Source organism: Gemmatimonadales bacterium (assembly GCA_036279355.1).
Lineage (GTDB): Bacteria > Gemmatimonadota > Gemmatimonadetes > Gemmatimonadales > GWC2-71-9 > DASQPE01.
On the sequence record DASUJH010000047.1, the window covers coordinates 59,436 to 76,117 of the forward strand.

The window sequence follows — 16,682 nt, forward strand, 5'->3', positions numbered from 1 at the left end:
CGTTCCCCGAGTCCCCTTTGACATGCGAGCCCCGATGGTCGAGCCGCCGGCAGCGGAAGACTCGAGCGTCCCCTCGCGCGCCGCGCGCAGCGGCACGCGTGGCGGCGCGCGCGATCCGCGAGGGCCGAGCCGCGGCTTCGTGATCGCGCTCGCTGTGCTCTGCGCCGCCGGCGCGGTGCTCGTGCTGCCGATCGACTGGCCGACCGCGCCCGACGGCCTCAGGCCCGCATCGGTCGCGGATCGCGCGCCCCCGCCCCCGCCCGCGGGTGATACGTCGGCGGCGGATCTCGACAGCGCCGCGCTCGACAGCGCCGCGCTCGACAGCGCCTCGCTCGAGCGCGCCGCCATCGCCCGCTTTGCCGCGGTACCGCTCGCCCGCGTCTTCCGCCGCCACACGCCCGAAGTGGGCACCGCCAGACGCATCGCGCGCTCGGTCGTCGCGGAAGCGCGCCGCATGCGCGTGGCACCCAGCCTCATCGCCGCGCTCGTGCTCATCGAAAATCCCGACCTCGACCCTGACACCGTGAGCAGCCGCGGCGCCACCGGGCTCATGCAGGTGATGCCGTTCCACGCCGGCGAGTACGGCTGTCCGTCGGACGATCTCACCGACATCGAGGCGAACATCTGCCATGGCGCGCGGGTGTTCGCGCAATATCTCCGGCGCAGCGGCACCGTGCGCGGCGCGCTGCTGCGCTACAACGGCTGCCCGCCCTCGGCCAAGCAGTCCCCATGCGCGCGGTACCCCGGGATCGTGCTCCGAACGGCAGGACGCGTGCGCCACGAGTTGCTGATCTACGCCGACGCCGAAAGTTTGCACGCCGCGCGCGCCGCATCTCGGTAGCACCCGCGCGCCGCCGCGCCGCTCCACCTGCATCTCCTCCCGTGCTGCCACTCGTTGCAGCGTGATTGTGCCCGCATCTTGCCGCGCTTTTCGACCCGTCCGGCCACGACGGGCCGGCCCTCCGATTCACATCGCGTGGCGAGGACATTGTGCAAGGGCTCCCGGCAATTTGCGCCCGCCCCCGCGTGCGGGTTCTGGCATTCGTGACGCGCGCCGCGATCGGCGCGGGCATCCTCACGCTCCCCGCCTGTTCCGCCGGCGACAGCACCGGCCCCGGCGGTACGGACGCCCCGCCCGTCACGATCAACGCGCGCTGGTCCGATCCCGCCGCCTGGGGCGGGAAGCTTCCCGCCGCCGGCGCCGCCGTGACGATTCCCGCCGACAAGGCGATGCTGCTCGACGTCTCGCCGCCCGCGCTCGCGAGCCTCACCATCGCCGGCGCGCTCGTCTTCGACGAAAAGGACCTCGCTCTCACCGCCGGCTCGATCGTGGTGCAGGGCCGCCTGCAGATCGGAGCCGGCAACGCGCCCTACACCCACCGCGCGCTCATTACCCTCACCGGCAGCGAGACCGACCCGAGCGTCCTCGGCATGGGCGCCAAAGTGCTCGGTGTCATGCCGGGCGGCATGCTCGAGCTGCACGGCGATCCGCGCGCCGGTTGGGCGCGGCTCAACGCCAGCGCCACGGCCGGCGCCTCGCAGCTCGTGCTCGACCACGCGATGGCGTGGCACGCGGGCGATCGCCTCGTGGTCGCTTCGACCGACTTCGATCCGCGCCGAGACGAGGAGGTCGAGGTCGCCTCGGTGAGCAGCGCCACGGTTTCGCTCGCGCAACCGCTGCTCTTCAGTCACTACGGCCAGGTGCAGACGATCGCGGGACGCACCGTGGACGAGCGGGCCGAGGTGGGACTCCTCACCCGCAACGTCACGATCCGGGGCGACAGCGCCGGCAGCGTGGGCGGCTTCGGCGGGCACATTCTGGTGCAGGCGGGCGGCACCGCCCATGTGGAGGGCGTCGAGCTCTACACCATGGGCCAGAAGCACATGCTCGCGCGTTACCCGATGCACTGGCACATGGCGGGTGACGTAACCGGCCAGTACTTCGCCAACAGCAGCGTCTGGCACAGCTTCAACCGCTGCGTCACGGTGCATGGCAGCAGTAACGCGCGGGTCGAGGGCAACGTCTGCTACGATGCCGTCGGCCACGGCTACTTCCTCGAGGACGGCGCCGAGACCGGCAACCAGATCCTCGACAACCTGGGCCTCGGCACCAAGAAGCCGGCCAGCGGCGAGGAGATCCTCGCATCGGACCTCACCCCGGCCACCTTCTGGATCACGAATCCCGACAATACCATCCGCGGCAACGTGGCCGCGGGGTCCGCGGGCTCGGGCTTCTGGTTTGCGCTCCCGGCGCATCCGACCGGCCTCTCGACCGGCTCGCCGCTCCTTCCGCGCACGACGCGGCTCGGTGTCTTCGCCGACAACGAGGCCCACTCGAACTCGCGCAACGGGCTCCGGGTGGACGACGGCCCGCGCCCCGACGGGACCACCGAGACGACCGCGTACGAACCGCGCGAGGATCCGGCCGGCGATTCGCCCTCGGTCATGGCCGACTTCGCCAACTTCGTCGCCTGGAAGCACCCCTCGCGCGCCGTCTGGCTCCGGGGCGACAGCCTGCTCCTGAGCAACGCGGTGCTCGCCGACAACGCGACCGGCGCCACCTTCGCGGCCGAGCACACGCGTGTGACCGGCACGCTCTTCGTGGGGCACTCCGCCAACACGGGCGAAGCGCTGGCGCCCGGCACGCCGCTCCGCGGCTACGAGTTCTACGACGGCACCGTCGGCGCCGACGCGGTCACGTTCGTCAACTACGACATGGCCGGCGGAATCCCGTCCAGTGCGCTGGGGTTCGAGCGCGACAATGAGTTTCCACTGCACGCGGACAACTGGACGGGGCAGGTGACGTTTGTAAACGCAAATCCGGTCTACGTGGAGAACCCAAATGCGGATGCCGACGGCGACAAGGCCGCGGTGTTCGTGGACCGGGCCGGCGCCGTCTCCGGCACCGCCGGCGCCTGGGTGGTGGCCAATCTTCCGTTCCTCACCACCTCGGCATGCGCGCTCCGCTCCGCCTGGAACGCGTCCGTCTGCCCGGGCCGCTACGTCCAGTTGAGCTTCACGAACGAGGACGGCGGCGCGACGGCCCCGCTCACGCTCACCCGCGATGATGGTGCGGCGGTGTCCCTTGTGGGCGTGCCCGATGACCGGCACTACGCATCGATGTCGGTGTTGGCGGGCAGGAAGTACGATGCGACCTGGGGTGTGACGGCGCCGGCCCGGCTCCGCGTGTACCTCAACGAGAGCGCCGCGGGCGATACGGTTCGGGTGTCGTTCCCCTATCCAGCCGCGACGTTGACGGCGGTCCGCGACTACGACACCTCGAGGCCGCTCACCGCCGCCGCGAGCCAGGCCGAGCTCGATGCGAGCGCGGGCGAGAAATATTTCTACGACGGCGCCGCTGGCCGGCTCCGCCTCAAGCTCGTGACCCAGTCGACGCGCGACTGGGCCACGGTCGAGGTCACGCCGTAGCGGACCCGGTTACGCGATCCGCAACCGATTCTGCACGTCGCTCACCCCGGGCACCGCGGCCGCCAGATCTTCGGCGTGCCGCTTCTCGCCGCGATTCGCCACGGTGCCCTCGAGCATGACCTCGTTGTCGTCGTTCACCGTGACGAGGATCTCGGTGGCGTCCACCTCGGGATCGCGGGTGAGCGCCTCATTCACCTCTTCCTCGACGCGCTCGCGCGGCCGCCGCCAACTCCTGGGCCCGCGGCCGGCGTGCGGCCCCGCACCCTCGAGGTCCGCCCGCTCGAACTCGACGCCGCCGAAGTTGTCGGCGCCGCCCAGCGGCACGCGGGCGCCCAGCTCGCCGTCGCCCTGGCGGGACCACTCCGCGGGGCCGTAGTAGCGGTCGCCGGTGGGGGCATCGCGCCACCGGTTTCCCCGGCCCGCCTCCCAGTCGTACGCCATCATTTCCTCCTCGGTCGCCACGTCGGCATCGCGCGGCGGAGCGACGCGGCGGTATGGGTACCCGGCCGCCTTGATGTGATCCTGCAGGTAGTGGGCGGGGGAAGGCGCCGTGAGGAGATCGTGGTAGACCGACATCGGCACACCGGCGTACTGGTAGACGGCGCCGCTCCGGAACTCGAGCTCGAGCACGTGTGCGCGGCCGTCGTACCCTACCGACGCCACGGCGGCGGAACCCAGCCGTAATCGCCGCACCGGCCGCGCTCCGCCGCGCCCTCTACCGCGCCCCGCCGCTCACCGGTGCGACGACTGCTGTCCCGATGTGCGCTGCGCGGATTGCTGCCCTGCCGTCCGCTGCGACGACTGCCCCTGCTGCGTCCCGCCCTTCACCTCGATCTGCCGTGGCCGCGCCTTCTCCGCCTTCGGCACGGTGATCGTGAGCACGCCGCTGTCGCAGGTGGCGTCGATCTTGTCGGCATCGACCGTGGCGGGCAGCACGAACGAGCGCTCGAACGAGCCGTAGCTCCGCTCGTAGCGATGCACCCGGTCCGCCGTATCCTCGGAAACCTGCCGCTTCTCACCGCGAATGGTGAGGACGTTGTTCTCGATCGAGAGATGCAGGTCCTCCGGCTTCACGCCCGGAATTTCGGCCACGATCTTGACCGAATCCTTGTCCTCGAAGACGTCGACTGCCGGAAACCACGCCGACGTGAGTGCGGTGCCTCCCTCGGAGGATGATGAGGTGCCGAACATCTGATCGAGCATGGTATTGAGGCGCTGGAGGCCGCTGTAGCCGGAATAGGGGGCGCGGTAGCCGGTGAGTGAGGTGCCCATGGTATCTCCTTGTGGGGCGAGTGCGCCATGCTACGCGCGGGGCCGCGCCGTCGACGTGCGCTGCGTCACCATGCCGCGACCGGCTCCCGCCCCGACCGGCCTCCACGGCTGGCGCGTGCTACAGTCGAGCGATCTTGAGCCGGTTGCGCACGTCGCGCACACCGGGCACCGACCGCGCAGTCTCCTCGGCCAGCCACTTGTCTTCCCGCCGAGCGACCCGTCCGGTGAGCGTCACATCACCCTCCTCGACCACCACCTCCACCTGGGTGACGTCGATGTCGGGGTGCCCCATGATCCGCTCATGGATTTCCTCCCAGATCTGCTCGTCGGTGCCGAGCGCCGGAGGGCTTTCGGGGCGGGAGCCGGCGTCGGTCGGGTGTTGCTTCCGCTGCATGTGGTTTCGGGCTGTCATTGCACACTCCTCGGGCGCGCCTCCGCGGGCTGCCGTGGCGGCAGGGTAGCCCGCCGGTCGCGCGCCGGAAGTGAGCGCCGTCACACGGCGTAGGCTGCCTGCGCGCGGGTGATGTGACTTCGGTTACATCCGACAGTTGTAATCGCTGGTATTCATCGCGCAACCCCCAGGAGGCATGAAGCCCCTCGCATGGCCCGCAGATCCTTCGACCCCGCCGCGACTCCAACCGTTCCCTCCGGCCCTCTGGCCGCCACCCTCCGCGATGGCGCCCGCCCGCTCCTCGGCGCCGCCGACGACTACGACCTGCTCCTCGACCTGGTCGGCGATGCCCGCATCGTCTGCCTCGGCGAGGCCTCGCACGGCACCCACGAATTCTACCGCGAGCGCGCCCGCATCACCCGGCGCCTCGTCGAGGAGCAGGGGTTCACCGGCGTGGCAGTCGAGGCCGATTGGCCCGACGCCGGCCGGGTGAACCGCTTCGTGCGCGACGCCTCGGACGACGCGGAGGCCCGTCAGGCGCTCGGCGGCTTCGAGCGCTTCCCCCGCTGGATGTGGCGCAACCGGGACGTGCTCGAGTTCGTCGGCTGGCTGCGGGAGCGGAACGAGGGAATCGATCCGGCGCGCGCCTGCGGCTTCTACGGCCTCGACCTCTACTCCCTCTTCGGCTCGATCGACGAAGTGCTCGGCTACCTCGACCGGGTGGACCCGGAGGCGGCCCGGCGCGCCCGCTATCGCTATAGCTGCTTCGACCAGTTCGGCGAGGATACCCAGGCCTACGGCTACGCGGCGGAGTTCGGGATCACGCCTTCGTGCGAGCGCGAGGCGGTGGCGCAGTTGGTCGACCTCCAGCGCCGCGCCGGCGAGCTGGCCCAGCGCGACGGGCGGCTGCCGGAAGACGAATACTTCTTTGCCGAGCAGAACGCCCGTCTCGTGCGGAACGCCGAGGAGTACTACCGGACCATGTTCCGCGGCCGGGTGAGCTCGTGGAACCTGCGCGACCGCCACATGGCCGAGACGCTCGAGGCTCTCGTCGCGCACCTCGACCGGACCCGGGGTGGGCGGACTCGCGTCGTCGTCTGGGAGCACAACTCGCACGTCGGCGACGCGCGGGCCACCGCGATGGGCGACCAGGGCGAGTGGAATGTCGGCCAACTGGTGCGCGAGCGCTGGAACGCCGACGCGCGGCTTATCGGGTTCACGACCTACAGCGGGACGGTGAGCGCGGCAGCCGACTGGGACGCGCCGGTCGAGCGGAAACGCGTTCGCCCGGCGCTCGCCGGGAGCTACGAATCGCTGTTGCACACGGTCTTCGGCGGCGGCGACGTCCTCCTTCCGCTCCGCGATCGTGAGCAGATCGGAGCCGCGCTGGCCGAGCCCCGGTTGGAGCGCGCGATCGGTGTCGTGTACCGTCCGGACACCGAGCGGATCAGCCACTACTTCGACGCGCGCCTTCCGGCGCAGTTCGATGCCGTGCTCCACTTCGACGCGACGGAGGCGGTCGAGCCGCTCGACCGCACTGCCGGCTGGGACCAGGGCGAGCCGCCCGAGACCTATCCCAGCGGGCTCTGATGCCGCCCCACGTACAGCGCCCTCGCGTTCGGCGCTGCAGGGCCGCCGATCTGGCGCTGCTCGAGTGGGACGGCCGATTCACCGAACACCGCGAAATTATCCGCGCCACCTTTGCACAGCAGCGGCGTCGCGAAGCCCTCATGCTGGTCGCGGACGTCGGCGGCTACCCCGCCGGCCAGGTATGGCTCGATTTCACCCGGCATGCCGGGCGCGGCAGGGGTTTGCTCTGGGCGGTGCGGGTCCATCCGCAGTTCCTGCGGCGCGGCCTCGGCACCCTGCTCGTGGCCGCCGCCGAGCGCCGCCTCAGTCGGCGCGGGTTCGACCAGGCGCTGGCCGGCGTGGAGACCTGGAACCGGCCGGCTCGTGTCTGGTGGGAGCGCCTCGGCTACCGTTTGCAGGAGCGCTGTCGGGAGCCGCACTCGTACGCGACGCCCGATGGGCGCACGGTTCACGCCGTCGCGGACCAGTGGATGCTGACCCGTCCGCTCGACTTGGCGTGGCGAGCCGAGCGGGGGCAGCGGAGGCGCGCGGATGGGACGGCGTGTTGCGCGACGGCCATCGCGGCGTACGTTGCCTAGGCGTAGCGTACATCGGCGCCGCGGTACCGGCCATCACTTCTCGTTGCAGCGGAGGATTCCAGGTGACGAAGCTTGGCACGCAGCTCCTGCTCTTCGGGGGAAATTTTTTTCGTCACCCGCGCATGCTCGGCTCCGTCGTGCCAAGCTCCCGATTCGTGGTGAGCCGGGTCCTCGGGCCAATCGACTGGGAACGGGCGCGGGTGCTGGTGGAATACGGGCCGGGGGTCGGCACCATGACTGCGAGCATGCTTCGCCGCATGCGGCCCGATGCCGCACTCGTCGTACTCGAGACCAACCCGGCCTTCGTGCGTTATCTCCGCCGGGCCTTTCCCGATCCCCGGCTCCACGTGGTCCACGGCTCGGCGGAGCAGGCACCCGACGCGCTCCGCCGCTTGAATCTGGAGCAGGCGGACTACGTGGTTTCGGGCATTCCGTTCAGCACCATTCCCGCTCCGGTGCGCGAGCGGATCCTCCGCCACACGCGAGAGCTGCTCGACCCCGCCGGCCTCTTCCTCGTGTACCAGTTCACCCGCGCCGTGCTGCCCGACCTCCAGCGACTCTACGCCGAGGTGCGCGAGGCGTTCGAGCCGCGAAACGTGTTGCCGGCGCGTCTTTTTTATTGCGGAGCGAGGCAGGAGACGGCGTCGGGTGCGGCGGTAGTGGCCGCCGCATCCTGAGACGGCGCCCAGCCTTTAGCGCGGGGACTTTTCCTCGCCGGATTCCTCTTGCCCGCCGCGGCCCGACATCCGCTCGCCGCCCGCGCCGGGTCCGTACGAGCCCTGCTCGTCACGGCGCTCCGCCACGTCCTCACGATCGGCGAACCGGTCCGTATCCCGATCCATGTCGGACGACGAGTAGCCGCCGAGCACTTCGCCACCGCGCATGACGAGTCCCGACCGACCCGAGTCCTCGTAACCCTCGGCACCCCGCTCGCCTTGGCCCCAGGAGGCTGGCGCGCGGATCTCCGCGTCGGCTGGCGCGTGGCCGGCTGACGCTGGATACACACCCGACCGCCCCACCTCATCCCGCCGGCCCTGGCCACCGCCTGGGCGGCCACTCTCCCGCTTGTTCGCGCCCGTCCGGGCGCTTCCGGCCGTCTGCTTTGCCGTACCCGTCTGCTTTCCCGTGCCCGCCCGCTTGGACTCGGTCGCTTGCTTCGATGCGGTCGACCGCTTCGCGCCGGAACGCTTGCGGCTGCTGGTCCGCTTCGCGGCGGCCGACCCCTTCCGCCCGGAGGACTTCTTCCGTCCGGTCGATCTCTTCTCTGTCGCCATGGTACCATCCTCGCTGGTGCTGGATCGGTCGCGAGCGCATACGTGCTCGCGGCATGTGGGGCAGGGTAATCGGCGTCGGCGACGCGGGGTGTGAGCCGGGTTACACCAGTCGCAATCGGCCACGATGCGCCGGGCTCCGGTCCCGCCTCGCCCGTGATGCAGCCCGCAGCCCTCGTGGTCGGGGGCGCGGTGTCGGCCTTATCACCGGCATATCGCCGCGCGAGGTACACCGGCGCGGTGGCGGGGACGGTGGCGCGGAGGCGGTGCGAAGGTGAAGGGTGGGGCGCGCGGACCGGAAGTTGCTAATTGGGCGACAACTCCCGCAATGACCCGTTCTATTCGGAGCGCGCATGGCCGTAGCCGCCGACGTCATCACATTCGAGACCCGCGTACATCTGCGCTGGCAGATCGGGGACGCAGTCGAGGCCGCGCTCTGGCGAAACGCAGCGGAGTTGGCAGGGGGCCGGGCCGTGCACCTCTACCACCACGAGGACGGCTCGGGGTACACGCTCACCATCGAGGCCTCGGTCCGGGACGCGCTCACCAACCTGCGCTACACGCCGCACCGCCTCGCCGACATGGCCTTCGAGGGCACCGAGCCCCAGGTGCGGCGCCTGCAGGAGCTGTACTGGGCGCTTTGGCTGCCCAGGCACAGCCCTACTGGCGTTACGCTCAACTAGGCGGCGGCTGCGGGGATTCGGTTGGAGAGGGCCACCTCCGGGTGTATGTTGGGCGGCGTGCCTCATGGCACTCAGGTAGAGTCACCTTTGCCACCAGTCCCCCATGAAAGCTTCAGACATCCGCCGCGGCCACGTACTCCTGATCGACGGTGCCCCGTGCCGCGTTCTCGACTTCCAGCACCGGACACCTGGAAACCTCCGCGCCTTCGTGCAGGTGCGCCTGCGCAATCTGAACAGTGGGAACACCTTCGACACGCGGTTGAGCGCCACCGAGTTTGTGGATGACGCCCGGCTCGATACCAAGGAGCTGCAAGTGCTCTATCGGGACGCGAGCGGGGTCCACGTGATGGACAACGCGAACTACGAGCAATACTCGCTCGACGACGAGGTGGTCGGCGATGCCGGCGCGTGGCTCGAGCCTGGCATGACGTTCATGGTCGAATGGCTGGACGGGCGGCCGATCGCCGTCGAGCTGCCGTCGGTCGTCGAGCTCGAGGTGCGCGAGACCACACCCATTATGAAGACCGCCACCAAGAGCGCCAGCACCAAGCCCGCGACGCTCAGCAACGGCGTCACCATTCAGGTCCCGGAATTCATCGGCGAGGGGGAGCGCGTGCGGGTGAATCCGCGGGAAGGAACCTACCTCGAGCGAGCAAGGTGACGCGGGCGGCAGGACGCGTTACGCCGGCGCCCTGCCGCTCGCCCGGTCAGGCGCGGGTCAGGCGAAGGAGTTCACCTCGCGCGCAGTGGGCACGATGCGGGTCCGGGCATCCACGACGAGCCGGATGTCACCGTTCGATTGTACCAGCGCGTTGATGATGTCGAAGGTGCCCGAATCGGTCACCTTGAGCCCCTCCAGAATGACGCCGTTCGGCAACGGCTTCTCGTCGCCATTCGACAGTGTTTCGCGCACGTTGAGCGGTCCCATGTTGCAGAAGAAGACCTCTCCCTCCCGTGGCGCCGGTGCCGAGTTGAACAGCGCGCCGGTGATCGTGCTGAACCAGCTTTCCGCGAAGGCCGTCACCCGGACACCCGGCAGGTCGACGCGGACGTCCTGACCATGCCGGACCTTTGCCTCCTCGATACGCTCCCGGAGGCGATAGGGTTGTGAGTGGGCCGTGATGCGTGCTTCCATAGGGAAACCCCCCGAATTACGTGGCACACCTGCGTGATACATGATCCTGCCAGAACAACACACAATCGCCGAGCTGGCAAAGGCAGCTCGGCGTACCTGGGTTGCCCGTCCCCAACTCAGTTGATTCCAGGGTAGGGAAACACGGGCTGGCCGTCAAGCAGAGGCAAGCGGCGTACTCGACATGAGCGCCTCCGCTGTGCGGCCACTCGCGCGGCGGGCGTCCAACACGTACTGTAGATCCTGCCGCGTCGTCGGGTCCCGCTGCATTGGGCTCGACCGATGGTGCCGATCCCGCTCGTCCGGAGGCTCTCATGCGCAAGCTGGCCACCGCCGCCCTCCTGCTCGGCGCGCTCGCCGCTGCCTGCTCCCGAAGCTCAGACCCAGCTCCGGAAAACTCCGCCTCCACCACCGCGCCCGCTGCGCGCGACCTCACGCTGCTCGACGCGCTCCCGCCGGCACCCGACGCCGCGCCGGCCGTCGTGTCTGCCCGCGAGCTTGCCGTGCCGCACGCCGAGCCGCTCGTCGCGGCGCCTTCGCGGCACCAATCTGCGCGGGCGGTTGCCCACTCCGCGCCGGCGCGCCGGCCCACGGCTCCCGTGCGCGCCGCGGCATCGCCGCTCACCGTGCCAACCCCTGCCACACTCGCTGTGTCCGCCCCGGCCCCCGCCCCGGCGCCGGTCGCGCGGGGTGCCGGGACGGCGCTCGAGCCCGGCGAGTCGGTCACCCAGTTGCCAGCCACTGCCGCGGCACCGGGCTCGCTCCCACCGGTCGACCTGGTGTCGGATCGCGACCTCCACCGACACCCGTTCGTCATCATCGGCGACGACCGATGCATCCCGCGCCGCGGCGACCTGTTTCCCCGTCCGAGACACTTCCGATAGGCGATCGCAGCCACGATCCGTTCCTCAGACTTGCCGGGTCGGCGCCGGCCGGTCCGCCTCGGCCGCCTGCTCGGCGCCCGTGTCCCACGCCTCGCCGGCCGACCGGAGCACATCCGGCACCACCGCCTCGCTCGCGGGCAGGCCTTCCTGCTGGAGGTAGCGCACGACGGCGGCGGGGATAAGGCGCTCCAGGCGCGTGATCGCGTCCGCGTAGTCGCGGAAATGCTGCCGGCCGAGCTCCGAGGGCTCGTGTTGGCCCAGCGAGCGGGCCGTGGTGTCGAGCATCAGATATCCGACCGCGGCGAGATTGAACGCCGTGTAGTCGTCGCGAAGATTCTTCGGCAGACCTTCGCTGCGGAAAAGATCGATCGCCCCGGCTGCCGCGCCGGCCGCGACGGAGCCCGCCCGCTTGATCGCGCTGGCCACGCCGCCCGCGTCGCGCGCCTCCTTGAGGCCTTTCAAGTCCGAAATGTGGTGCTCCACGGTCCGGTGGAACTGGCGCAGCTCGGTGAGGATCTCGGGATAGTCCTTGAGGTCGTCCAGCTGGCTCTTCAGCGCCGTCTCGACGTGCTCTTCGAGCGACAGCATGTCGGTGACATAGCTGTTGATCGCGTCGTTGGTGTCGTATGCCATGTGTCCCCACGCAGCTTGAGGTAATCCCCGCCCGATCGGGCGGTCGCTGCGTCCAACATCGGGCCTCATCCCACGGGAAACTGTGCGGAAGATCACGGGGCGCGCGCCGCGTTGCCGGCCACCGCACCGCGGGGCGCGACGCACGGATAGGACGCACGCTGATTCAGCGGGAAACCGGGCGGAAAATGCGTGTCGTGCGGGAAAGGTCGGGCTATTTCAGCGAGATGTATCGGCGCTCACCCCGCTGCAGCGCGATCCTGCGTCGGGTCAGTCCCCCGCGCTCTTCGGCAGCGGCGAGGGACCGATGGCGCGGAACACCCGGCCCGCCGTGGTGGGCGCGCCGTCGGCTGAATCGGCGCCGCCCACGGCGCTCCGATCGAGCGACGGCCGGAGCTCGGCATACGCACGGGCCGCGGCCGAATCGTCGAAGGTGAGCGTACCGCCGCCTAGCGAGTAGGCGCCGGGATGCGCCGCGAGAATCCCGTAGACGCTGTCCAGCGACGCCAGCAGCGATGCCGTGAGCTTCGCCATCTCCGGCGACTCCCGCCGCGCCTTTCGGTTCTCCCACACCTTCACCTGGTTATTGGTCCAGTTGAGCTCCCGGCCGAGCGCGGCGCTGGAATCGGCGTAGGCCGCTTCGATCTCGGCCTCGCGCCGCCGGTACTTCGTAATGTAGGCTGCGGCCGTACCCACGCTGAGCCTCGCGGCGCGGACCTCTTCGGCGCTCTGCAAGCGCGAGGGCGCAAACAGATCGGCAAAGCCGGCGGTGCGAAGCCCCATGTCGAGCTCCGCACGTGCCGCGGCGTACGCGGCCTGATAGTGGGTGACAAGAACGGAAGGCGACATCCGCTCCGAGCCCGACCCCGGATGATGCACGGCGCCCGCCGCGATGGTCGCGGTCGGCGCCGGCGCGATGCCGGAGGTGTCGGCGGTGGGCGTGGGAATCTTCGCCGCGCTATCGGAGGATATACCGGCGCGCGTGGCGCCGCGCGCCGCGGCGGCGGTGCTGGCTGCGAGTCCACGATCGGGCGCGAGCGCGATCCGCGCCGCTTCGGCCCGCGCGGCCGCGGCCATCGCCGCCGCGGCGGACATCGAGATCTTCGACCCTGCGCCGACGGATGCGGCCGCAAACGCGCTGTTCGTACCAAAGCTCGGGACTCCGGTCGGTGCCGGCTGCGCCACGCTCGGCTGGGCAGGCGCCGCGGCCGCGGCGTCGGCGTTGGACGCGTGCTCGCCGCCGAAATGCGCCACCCCGGGGATCGCGAGGTGCAGCCCCCAGGGCGGCGGCGCGGCCTCGAGTCCCATGTTGGTGGAGAACACGAGCGCCATGCCGCTCAGTGCGATGAGGAACGGCCGGCGCGGGCGCCCCGCGCTGATCGAAAGCCGGAGCAGCGGGATGTGCGCCACCGAGGGTGCGCCGGCTTCTACGTCCTGCGGGATCTCGAGCGAGTCCGCATCGTGCGCCGCCGCATCGCCGAGCGTATGCAGCTCGACGAACGCGTGGTCCGGTGCGGCGCCCGTCGCGCCTGCGAATGGCTCCGGCTCGGATTCCTCCACCACGAGCGCCACGCCCGATGCGGCGGCCGCGGTGAGCACCGGACCGCTGGCGCCGGGGATGACCGGAGCGGGCGACGGCGACGCAGGGGAGGCGTTCTGCGCCGGCGCCACCGCACTCGCGGCCATCTCCAGAGCCTTGCGGTAGTGCGGATGGAATTCGATCGGCAGCCACTTGTCGGTGGCCTGGTGATAGATCCGCGCCTTCGGGGTGATGACGCCGCTCTTGATGGCAGTCACCATTTCGTCCAGGCTGCGGAACACGCCGACGTCGTCGGGACCAAGCTCGATGCGGTACATACGCGGCTCCGCGGAGGGGCTCCCGGCTCGGCAGGCCGGAAGGCCGGGGCCAAGCTGCGAAATTCATGCTGCCGGCTCGTGCAGCTTCCTGCATGTCAAGCTCCGTACCGCAATTTCGTGCACGGCTCAGACGCGGCGGGGCTGCGCGTGCCGAGGCCGGATGCGAACTCGCGTGTGAGTCGAGACTTGGGACGGGCGGGCCGGGCCCATTCCCGGTTCGGGAGGAGCGCGGGATCAGGGCCTGCGGGTGACGGGCCCCGCGCGCGGCGCGATGCGGCAAACCGCGCCCTGGGGCCGCGTCGCGCAAAATGCGGCGGGTTGTCGGTCCGGCGCGGCCGCGCAAGATTGCCCGCTCGATGACCGATCAGCGAGTCACGGCGCAGCCTCGACCCCTCGCGCTCGTCACCGGCGCATCCGCCGGGATTGGCCGCGAGTTTTCCGAGCAGCTCGCCGCGCGGGGCTACGATCTCCTCATCGTGGCGCGCGACGCGGCACGACTCGACGCCTTCGCGCGCCAGCTCGCCACCCGTCACGGCATCGTGGCCCACGCGATCTCGGCCGATCTCTCTCTCGACGATGGCGTGTCCCGTCTCATCGACGAAATCCGCGTGCGCGGACCGCTCGCCGTACTGGTCAACAACGCCGGCTTCGGCACCAACGGTCCGCTCGCGACGGCCCCGACCGAGTCGCAGGAGGCGATGCTCCGGCTGCACGTGCTGGCGCCGATGCGGCTCACGCAGGCGGTGCTCCCGGCGATGCTCGAGCGCGGCGCGGGCTGGCTCATCAACGTCTCGTCGATTGCGGGATTCACCAGCGCGGCGGGGCGGGTCAACTACTGCGCGACAAAAGCCTATCTCACCAATTTCAGCGAGGGACTCGCGGCCGAGCTGGCCGGCAGCGGCGTGCGGGTGCAGGCGCTCTGCCCGGGGTTCACCCACACCGAGTTTCACCACCGGATGGGCTTCGACAAATCCGAAATTCCGCCGCGGCTCTGGCTCGATGCCGGGGCGGTGGTGCGCGCGTCGCTCGCGGCCATCGAGCGCGGCGGCCCGGTCGTCTGCGTGCCCGGCGCGCGCTATAAGCTGATCGTGCTGCTCCTGCGCGTGTTGCCGGCGCGCTGGCGCATGCGGTTGGCATGGCTCGCTGCGCGCCGGCGCGCGGGCGCCGGACCGGAGCGCGCACGCACGGCGGTGTGAACGTCGAGCGATCGATCGTTCGCGGGCCGCTCGCTCAGCGCTGCCACTCGTAGAGCCCGTACAGTCCAACCGCCGCTCCCCCGATCGCGATCACGGTGCCGCCGGTATCGCCGATCAGCACGCCGGCGAGCACCGCCGCGCCGCCGACGATCGCGAGCGCACGCCCCTCGCGCCGCCCGATGTGCGATGCTTCGCGATTCACCGCCGGGTGCTCTCCGGACGCGAGCGCGCCGGCATCATCCGTTGCAATGCCGAGCCGCGCTGCGCCAAATGTGGGCCCGATCGCGGGAGCGGCCGCTGCATGCGCCGATGCCGATGCACCGGATGCGGGCGCCAGGGCGAGCGCCGCCGGCGCCTGCGCCTCGACCGCCTGGGCCTCGAGCGCCTGGGCGTGAAGCGGAGCCGAAGCGAACGTGAGCGCGATCAGTGCGGCGATACCCGGGACGCAGCGGATGCGACGCATCATTTCCTCCGGTCGTGGGGTTGAGTGACGTACGGCGGTGGGCATTCCGCAGCCGGTGATGCCCGACACGGGCCGCGAGCCGCCCGCGTGTAAAATTTCCGTCGCAGCTTCGTGACCATACTTGTGACGGAGACCAGGAGGACAAACGTGCGTGCCCTCACACTCGCAGTGCTGGCCACGGCCCTCGCCGCCCTGCCCGCCTGCAAGAAGACCGGCGAAGGCGAATACCAGGTCGAAAAGCCGGTGGTCGGCACCGAGACCGACACCGTGCATACGCCGAGCGTCGACGTCGGCACCAAGACCGACACCATCACCACGCCCGACGTGGACGTGCACAAGAAGAAGACCGAAGTGAAGGTTCCCACGGTGGACGTGAAACCACCGAAGGACGACAGCCACTAACCGTTTGCCTGGGTGCCTGCCCGGGCATTCGCACTCACCTCGCGTGCGAGGCCGTCGAGCCTCCTGGGCTCGCGGCCGAGCACCCGGCGCATGGCGGCCAACTCATCCGGGCCGGCCGCCAGCCCATGCCGCTGGAAGTGCTCGTACATGATCCTGAGGTCGTGGATCAACCACCCCGGCAGCATGGCGCGTACCATACCTTCCCACGCATCGAGATCGTTGCCCGCATAACGCACCTGGCGCCCCAGGTGGCGGCTCCAGACTTCCGCCGTGCCGCGGCCGGTGAGCACGTCCGGCCCGACGAGCGCGTACGTCATGCCGGCGTGCCCGTCCTCGGTGAGCGCCTTCACCACGACGGCCGCGATGTCCCGCACGTCCACCGGGCTCAGGCCCACGTCGCCGATCGGCGTGGGGTAGACGCCTTTGCGCATAGCGTCGAGCACCAGCAGGTCCATCTGCATGAACTGGTTCGGGCGCACGATGGTGTAGGGGATCTTGGAGCCGCGGATCGCGCGCTCGACCGGGATCTTGTTGGCGAATATCGGGATGTGGGGCGCCGAATCGACCCGGTGCACCGACATGTATACCAAGCGGCCGACCCGCGCGGCCGTTGCCGCGGCGACCGCGGCGAGCCCGAGCTCGGTCTCGTTCTGGTCGAGCGGCGTCATGAGGAACGCGCGCTCCGCGCCCGCGAAGGCCGGGCCGAGCGAGGCAGGGCTCGCCATGTCGCCGATTGCGGCGGTGGCGCCCTCGGGCAGCGCGGCACTCTTCTCCGCCGATCGCGTGAGCACCCGTACCGGCAGGCCGCGCGCGAGGAGCTCTCGCACGACCGCGCCGCCCACGTTGCCGGTTCCTCCGATCACGAGCGTGGTCATGCGCGCCTCCTCGTTAGCTTTCGCCGCTT

General features: G+C 70.4%; 19 protein-coding genes. 10 read left to right on the top strand and 9 right to left on the bottom strand.

Going from position 1 to position 16,682, the window contains the following annotated elements; translation table 11 throughout:
• Window positions 1-22 precede the first annotated feature (22 nt).
• Together VFW66_11645 and VFW66_11650 are read left to right on the top strand one after the other, a co-directional pair.
• Entirely contained in the window at window positions 23-841 is an 819-nt protein-coding gene (locus tag VFW66_11645) for a lytic transglycosylase domain-containing protein (protein ID HEX5387349.1), read from the top strand.
• Between the two features lie 203 nt (window positions 842-1,044).
• Window positions 1,045-3,429 (top strand): G8 domain-containing protein, encoded by a 2,385-nt coding sequence (locus VFW66_11650; GenBank protein ID HEX5387350.1) that lies wholly within the window; start codon window positions 1,045-1,047, stop codon window positions 3,427-3,429.
• A 9-nt stretch (window positions 3,430-3,438) separates the two neighbouring features.
• Here VFW66_11650 and VFW66_11655 read toward each other — a convergent pair whose 3' ends face one another.
• The 3 genes from VFW66_11655 to VFW66_11665 form a co-directional block, all read right to left on the bottom strand.
• Window positions 3,439-4,122 carry a KTSC domain-containing protein gene (locus VFW66_11655; GenBank protein HEX5387351.1) on the bottom strand — a complete coding sequence of 228 codons (684 nt, stop codon included), beginning with the start codon at window positions 4,120-4,122 and terminating at the stop codon, window positions 3,439-3,441.
• 39 nt (window positions 4,123-4,161) lie between these two features.
• Window positions 4,162-4,701, bottom strand: a complete 540-nt coding sequence (locus tag VFW66_11660; protein ID HEX5387352.1) for an Hsp20/alpha crystallin family protein — start codon at window positions 4,699-4,701, stop codon at window positions 4,162-4,164.
• Between the two features lie 118 nt (window positions 4,702-4,819).
• A complete protein-coding gene (locus tag VFW66_11665) occupies window positions 4,820-5,113 on the bottom strand; it encodes a BON domain-containing protein (protein ID HEX5387353.1) in 294 nt (97 codons plus the stop codon).
• Between the two features lie 189 nt (window positions 5,114-5,302).
• Between VFW66_11665 and VFW66_11670 the strand changes: the two genes are divergently transcribed.
• The 3 genes from VFW66_11670 (at window position 5,303) to VFW66_11680 (ending at window position 7,937) form a co-directional block, all read left to right on the top strand.
• A complete protein-coding gene (locus VFW66_11670) occupies window positions 5,303-6,682 on the top strand; it encodes an erythromycin esterase family protein (GenBank protein ID HEX5387354.1) in 1,380 nt (459 codons plus the stop codon).
• Window positions 6,682-7,260 (top strand): GNAT family N-acetyltransferase, encoded by a 579-nt coding sequence (locus tag VFW66_11675; GenBank protein HEX5387355.1) that lies wholly within the window; start codon window positions 6,682-6,684, stop codon window positions 7,258-7,260. Before VFW66_11670 ends, VFW66_11675 begins: the two co-directional genes overlap by 1 nt.
• Before the next feature lie 62 nt (window positions 7,261-7,322).
• Window positions 7,323-7,937, top strand: coding sequence for a methyltransferase domain-containing protein (locus VFW66_11680; GenBank protein ID HEX5387356.1), 615 nt, complete (start codon window positions 7,323-7,325; stop codon window positions 7,935-7,937).
• 15 nt (window positions 7,938-7,952) lie between these two features.
• Here the strand turns inward: VFW66_11680 and VFW66_11685 are convergent, their stop codons facing one another.
• Entirely contained in the window at window positions 7,953-8,144 is a 192-nt protein-coding gene (locus VFW66_11685) for a hypothetical protein (GenBank protein HEX5387357.1), read from the bottom strand.
• A gap of 740 nt (window positions 8,145-8,884) precedes the next feature.
• Here VFW66_11685 and VFW66_11690 point away from each other — a divergent pair.
• Complete coding sequence (locus tag VFW66_11690) at window positions 8,885-9,214, top strand: hypothetical protein (protein ID HEX5387358.1); 330 nt, start codon at window positions 8,885-8,887, stop codon at window positions 9,212-9,214.
• A gap of 103 nt (window positions 9,215-9,317) precedes the next feature.
• Window positions 9,318-9,875, top strand: coding sequence for an elongation factor P (efp, locus tag VFW66_11695; protein ID HEX5387359.1), 558 nt, complete (start codon window positions 9,318-9,320; stop codon window positions 9,873-9,875).
• A 57-nt stretch (window positions 9,876-9,932) separates the two neighbouring features.
• On the opposite strand, the gene VFW66_11700 is transcribed toward efp, so the two are convergent.
• Window positions 9,933-10,349 carry a hypothetical protein gene (locus tag VFW66_11700; GenBank protein HEX5387360.1) on the bottom strand — a complete coding sequence of 139 codons (417 nt, stop codon included), beginning with the start codon at window positions 10,347-10,349 and terminating at the stop codon, window positions 9,933-9,935.
• A gap of 311 nt (window positions 10,350-10,660) precedes the next feature.
• Between VFW66_11700 and VFW66_11705 the strand changes: the two genes are divergently transcribed.
• Window positions 10,661-11,230 (top strand): hypothetical protein, encoded by a 570-nt coding sequence (locus tag VFW66_11705; GenBank protein ID HEX5387361.1) that lies wholly within the window; start codon window positions 10,661-10,663, stop codon window positions 11,228-11,230.
• A 24-nt stretch (window positions 11,231-11,254) separates the two neighbouring features.
• Here VFW66_11705 and VFW66_11710 read toward each other — a convergent pair whose 3' ends face one another.
• Together VFW66_11710 and VFW66_11715 are read right to left on the bottom strand one after the other, a co-directional pair.
• Window positions 11,255-11,863: a hypothetical protein gene (locus VFW66_11710; protein HEX5387362.1), complete on the bottom strand. Its 609-nt coding sequence runs from the start codon at window positions 11,861-11,863 to the stop codon at window positions 11,255-11,257.
• A gap of 267 nt (window positions 11,864-12,130) precedes the next feature.
• The gene (locus VFW66_11715; protein HEX5387363.1) at window positions 12,131-13,717 is read right to left on the bottom strand and encodes a hypothetical protein; all 1,587 of its coding nucleotides are present in this window, start codon (window positions 13,715-13,717) and stop codon (window positions 12,131-12,133) included.
• 356 nt (window positions 13,718-14,073) lie between these two features.
• On the opposite strand from VFW66_11715, the gene VFW66_11720 reads away from it, so the two are divergent.
• Window positions 14,074-14,913 (top strand): SDR family oxidoreductase, encoded by an 840-nt coding sequence (locus tag VFW66_11720; GenBank protein HEX5387364.1) that lies wholly within the window; start codon window positions 14,074-14,076, stop codon window positions 14,911-14,913.
• 34 nt (window positions 14,914-14,947) lie between these two features.
• Here VFW66_11720 and VFW66_11725 read toward each other — a convergent pair whose 3' ends face one another.
• Complete coding sequence (locus tag VFW66_11725; GenBank protein ID HEX5387365.1) at window positions 14,948-15,379, bottom strand: hypothetical protein; 432 nt, start codon at window positions 15,377-15,379, stop codon at window positions 14,948-14,950.
• Between the two features lie 144 nt (window positions 15,380-15,523).
• Between VFW66_11725 and VFW66_11730 the strand changes: the two genes are divergently transcribed.
• Window positions 15,524-15,778 carry a hypothetical protein gene (locus tag VFW66_11730; protein HEX5387366.1) on the top strand — a complete coding sequence of 85 codons (255 nt, stop codon included), beginning with the start codon at window positions 15,524-15,526 and terminating at the stop codon, window positions 15,776-15,778.
• Here VFW66_11730 and VFW66_11735 read toward each other — a convergent pair.
• Window positions 15,775-16,653, bottom strand: a complete 879-nt coding sequence (locus VFW66_11735; protein HEX5387367.1) for an NmrA family NAD(P)-binding protein — start codon at window positions 16,651-16,653, stop codon at window positions 15,775-15,777. The genes VFW66_11730 and VFW66_11735 overlap by 4 nt on opposite strands.
• Window positions 16,654-16,682 lie beyond the last annotated feature (29 nt).

What these genes read in the sequence shown, in the direction of transcription:
- VFW66_11660 (HEX5387352.1), bottom strand. Translation starts at nt 4,701, where the DNA reads ATGGGCACCTCACTCACCGGCTACCGCGCCCCCTATTCCGGCTACAGC.
- VFW66_11670 (HEX5387354.1), top strand. Translation starts at nt 5,303, where the DNA reads ATGGCCCGCAGATCCTTCGACCCCGCCGCGACTCCAACCGTTCCCTCC.
- VFW66_11710 (HEX5387362.1), bottom strand. Translation starts at nt 11,863, where the DNA reads ATGGCATACGACACCAACGACGCGATCAACAGCTATGTCACCGACATG.
- VFW66_11700 (HEX5387360.1), bottom strand. Translation starts at nt 10,349, where the DNA reads ATGGAAGCACGCATCACGGCCCACTCACAACCCTATCGCCTCCGGGAG.
- VFW66_11735 (HEX5387367.1), bottom strand. Translation starts at nt 16,653, where the DNA reads ATGACCACGCTCGTGATCGGAGGAACCGGCAACGTGGGCGGCGCGGTC.
- VFW66_11665 (HEX5387353.1), bottom strand. Translation starts at nt 5,113, where the DNA reads ATGACAGCCCGAAACCACATGCAGCGGAAGCAACACCCGACCGACGCC.
- VFW66_11725 (HEX5387365.1), bottom strand. Translation starts at nt 15,379, where the DNA reads ATGATGCGTCGCATCCGCTGCGTCCCGGGTATCGCCGCACTGATCGCG.
- VFW66_11685 (HEX5387357.1), bottom strand. Translation starts at nt 8,144, where the DNA reads ATGCGCGGTGGCGAAGTGCTCGGCGGCTACTCGTCGTCCGACATGGAT.
- VFW66_11690 (HEX5387358.1), top strand. Translation starts at nt 8,885, where the DNA reads ATGGCCGTAGCCGCCGACGTCATCACATTCGAGACCCGCGTACATCTG.
- VFW66_11720 (HEX5387364.1), top strand. Translation starts at nt 14,074, where the DNA reads ATGACCGATCAGCGAGTCACGGCGCAGCCTCGACCCCTCGCGCTCGTC.
- VFW66_11645 (HEX5387349.1), top strand. Translation starts at nt 23, where the DNA reads ATGCGAGCCCCGATGGTCGAGCCGCCGGCAGCGGAAGACTCGAGCGTC.
- efp (HEX5387359.1), top strand. Translation starts at nt 9,318, where the DNA reads ATGAAAGCTTCAGACATCCGCCGCGGCCACGTACTCCTGATCGACGGT.
- VFW66_11705 (HEX5387361.1), top strand. Translation starts at nt 10,661, where the DNA reads ATGCGCAAGCTGGCCACCGCCGCCCTCCTGCTCGGCGCGCTCGCCGCT.
- VFW66_11715 (HEX5387363.1), bottom strand. Translation starts at nt 13,717, where the DNA reads ATGTACCGCATCGAGCTTGGTCCCGACGACGTCGGCGTGTTCCGCAGC.
- VFW66_11675 (HEX5387355.1), top strand. Translation starts at nt 6,682, where the DNA reads ATGCCGCCCCACGTACAGCGCCCTCGCGTTCGGCGCTGCAGGGCCGCC.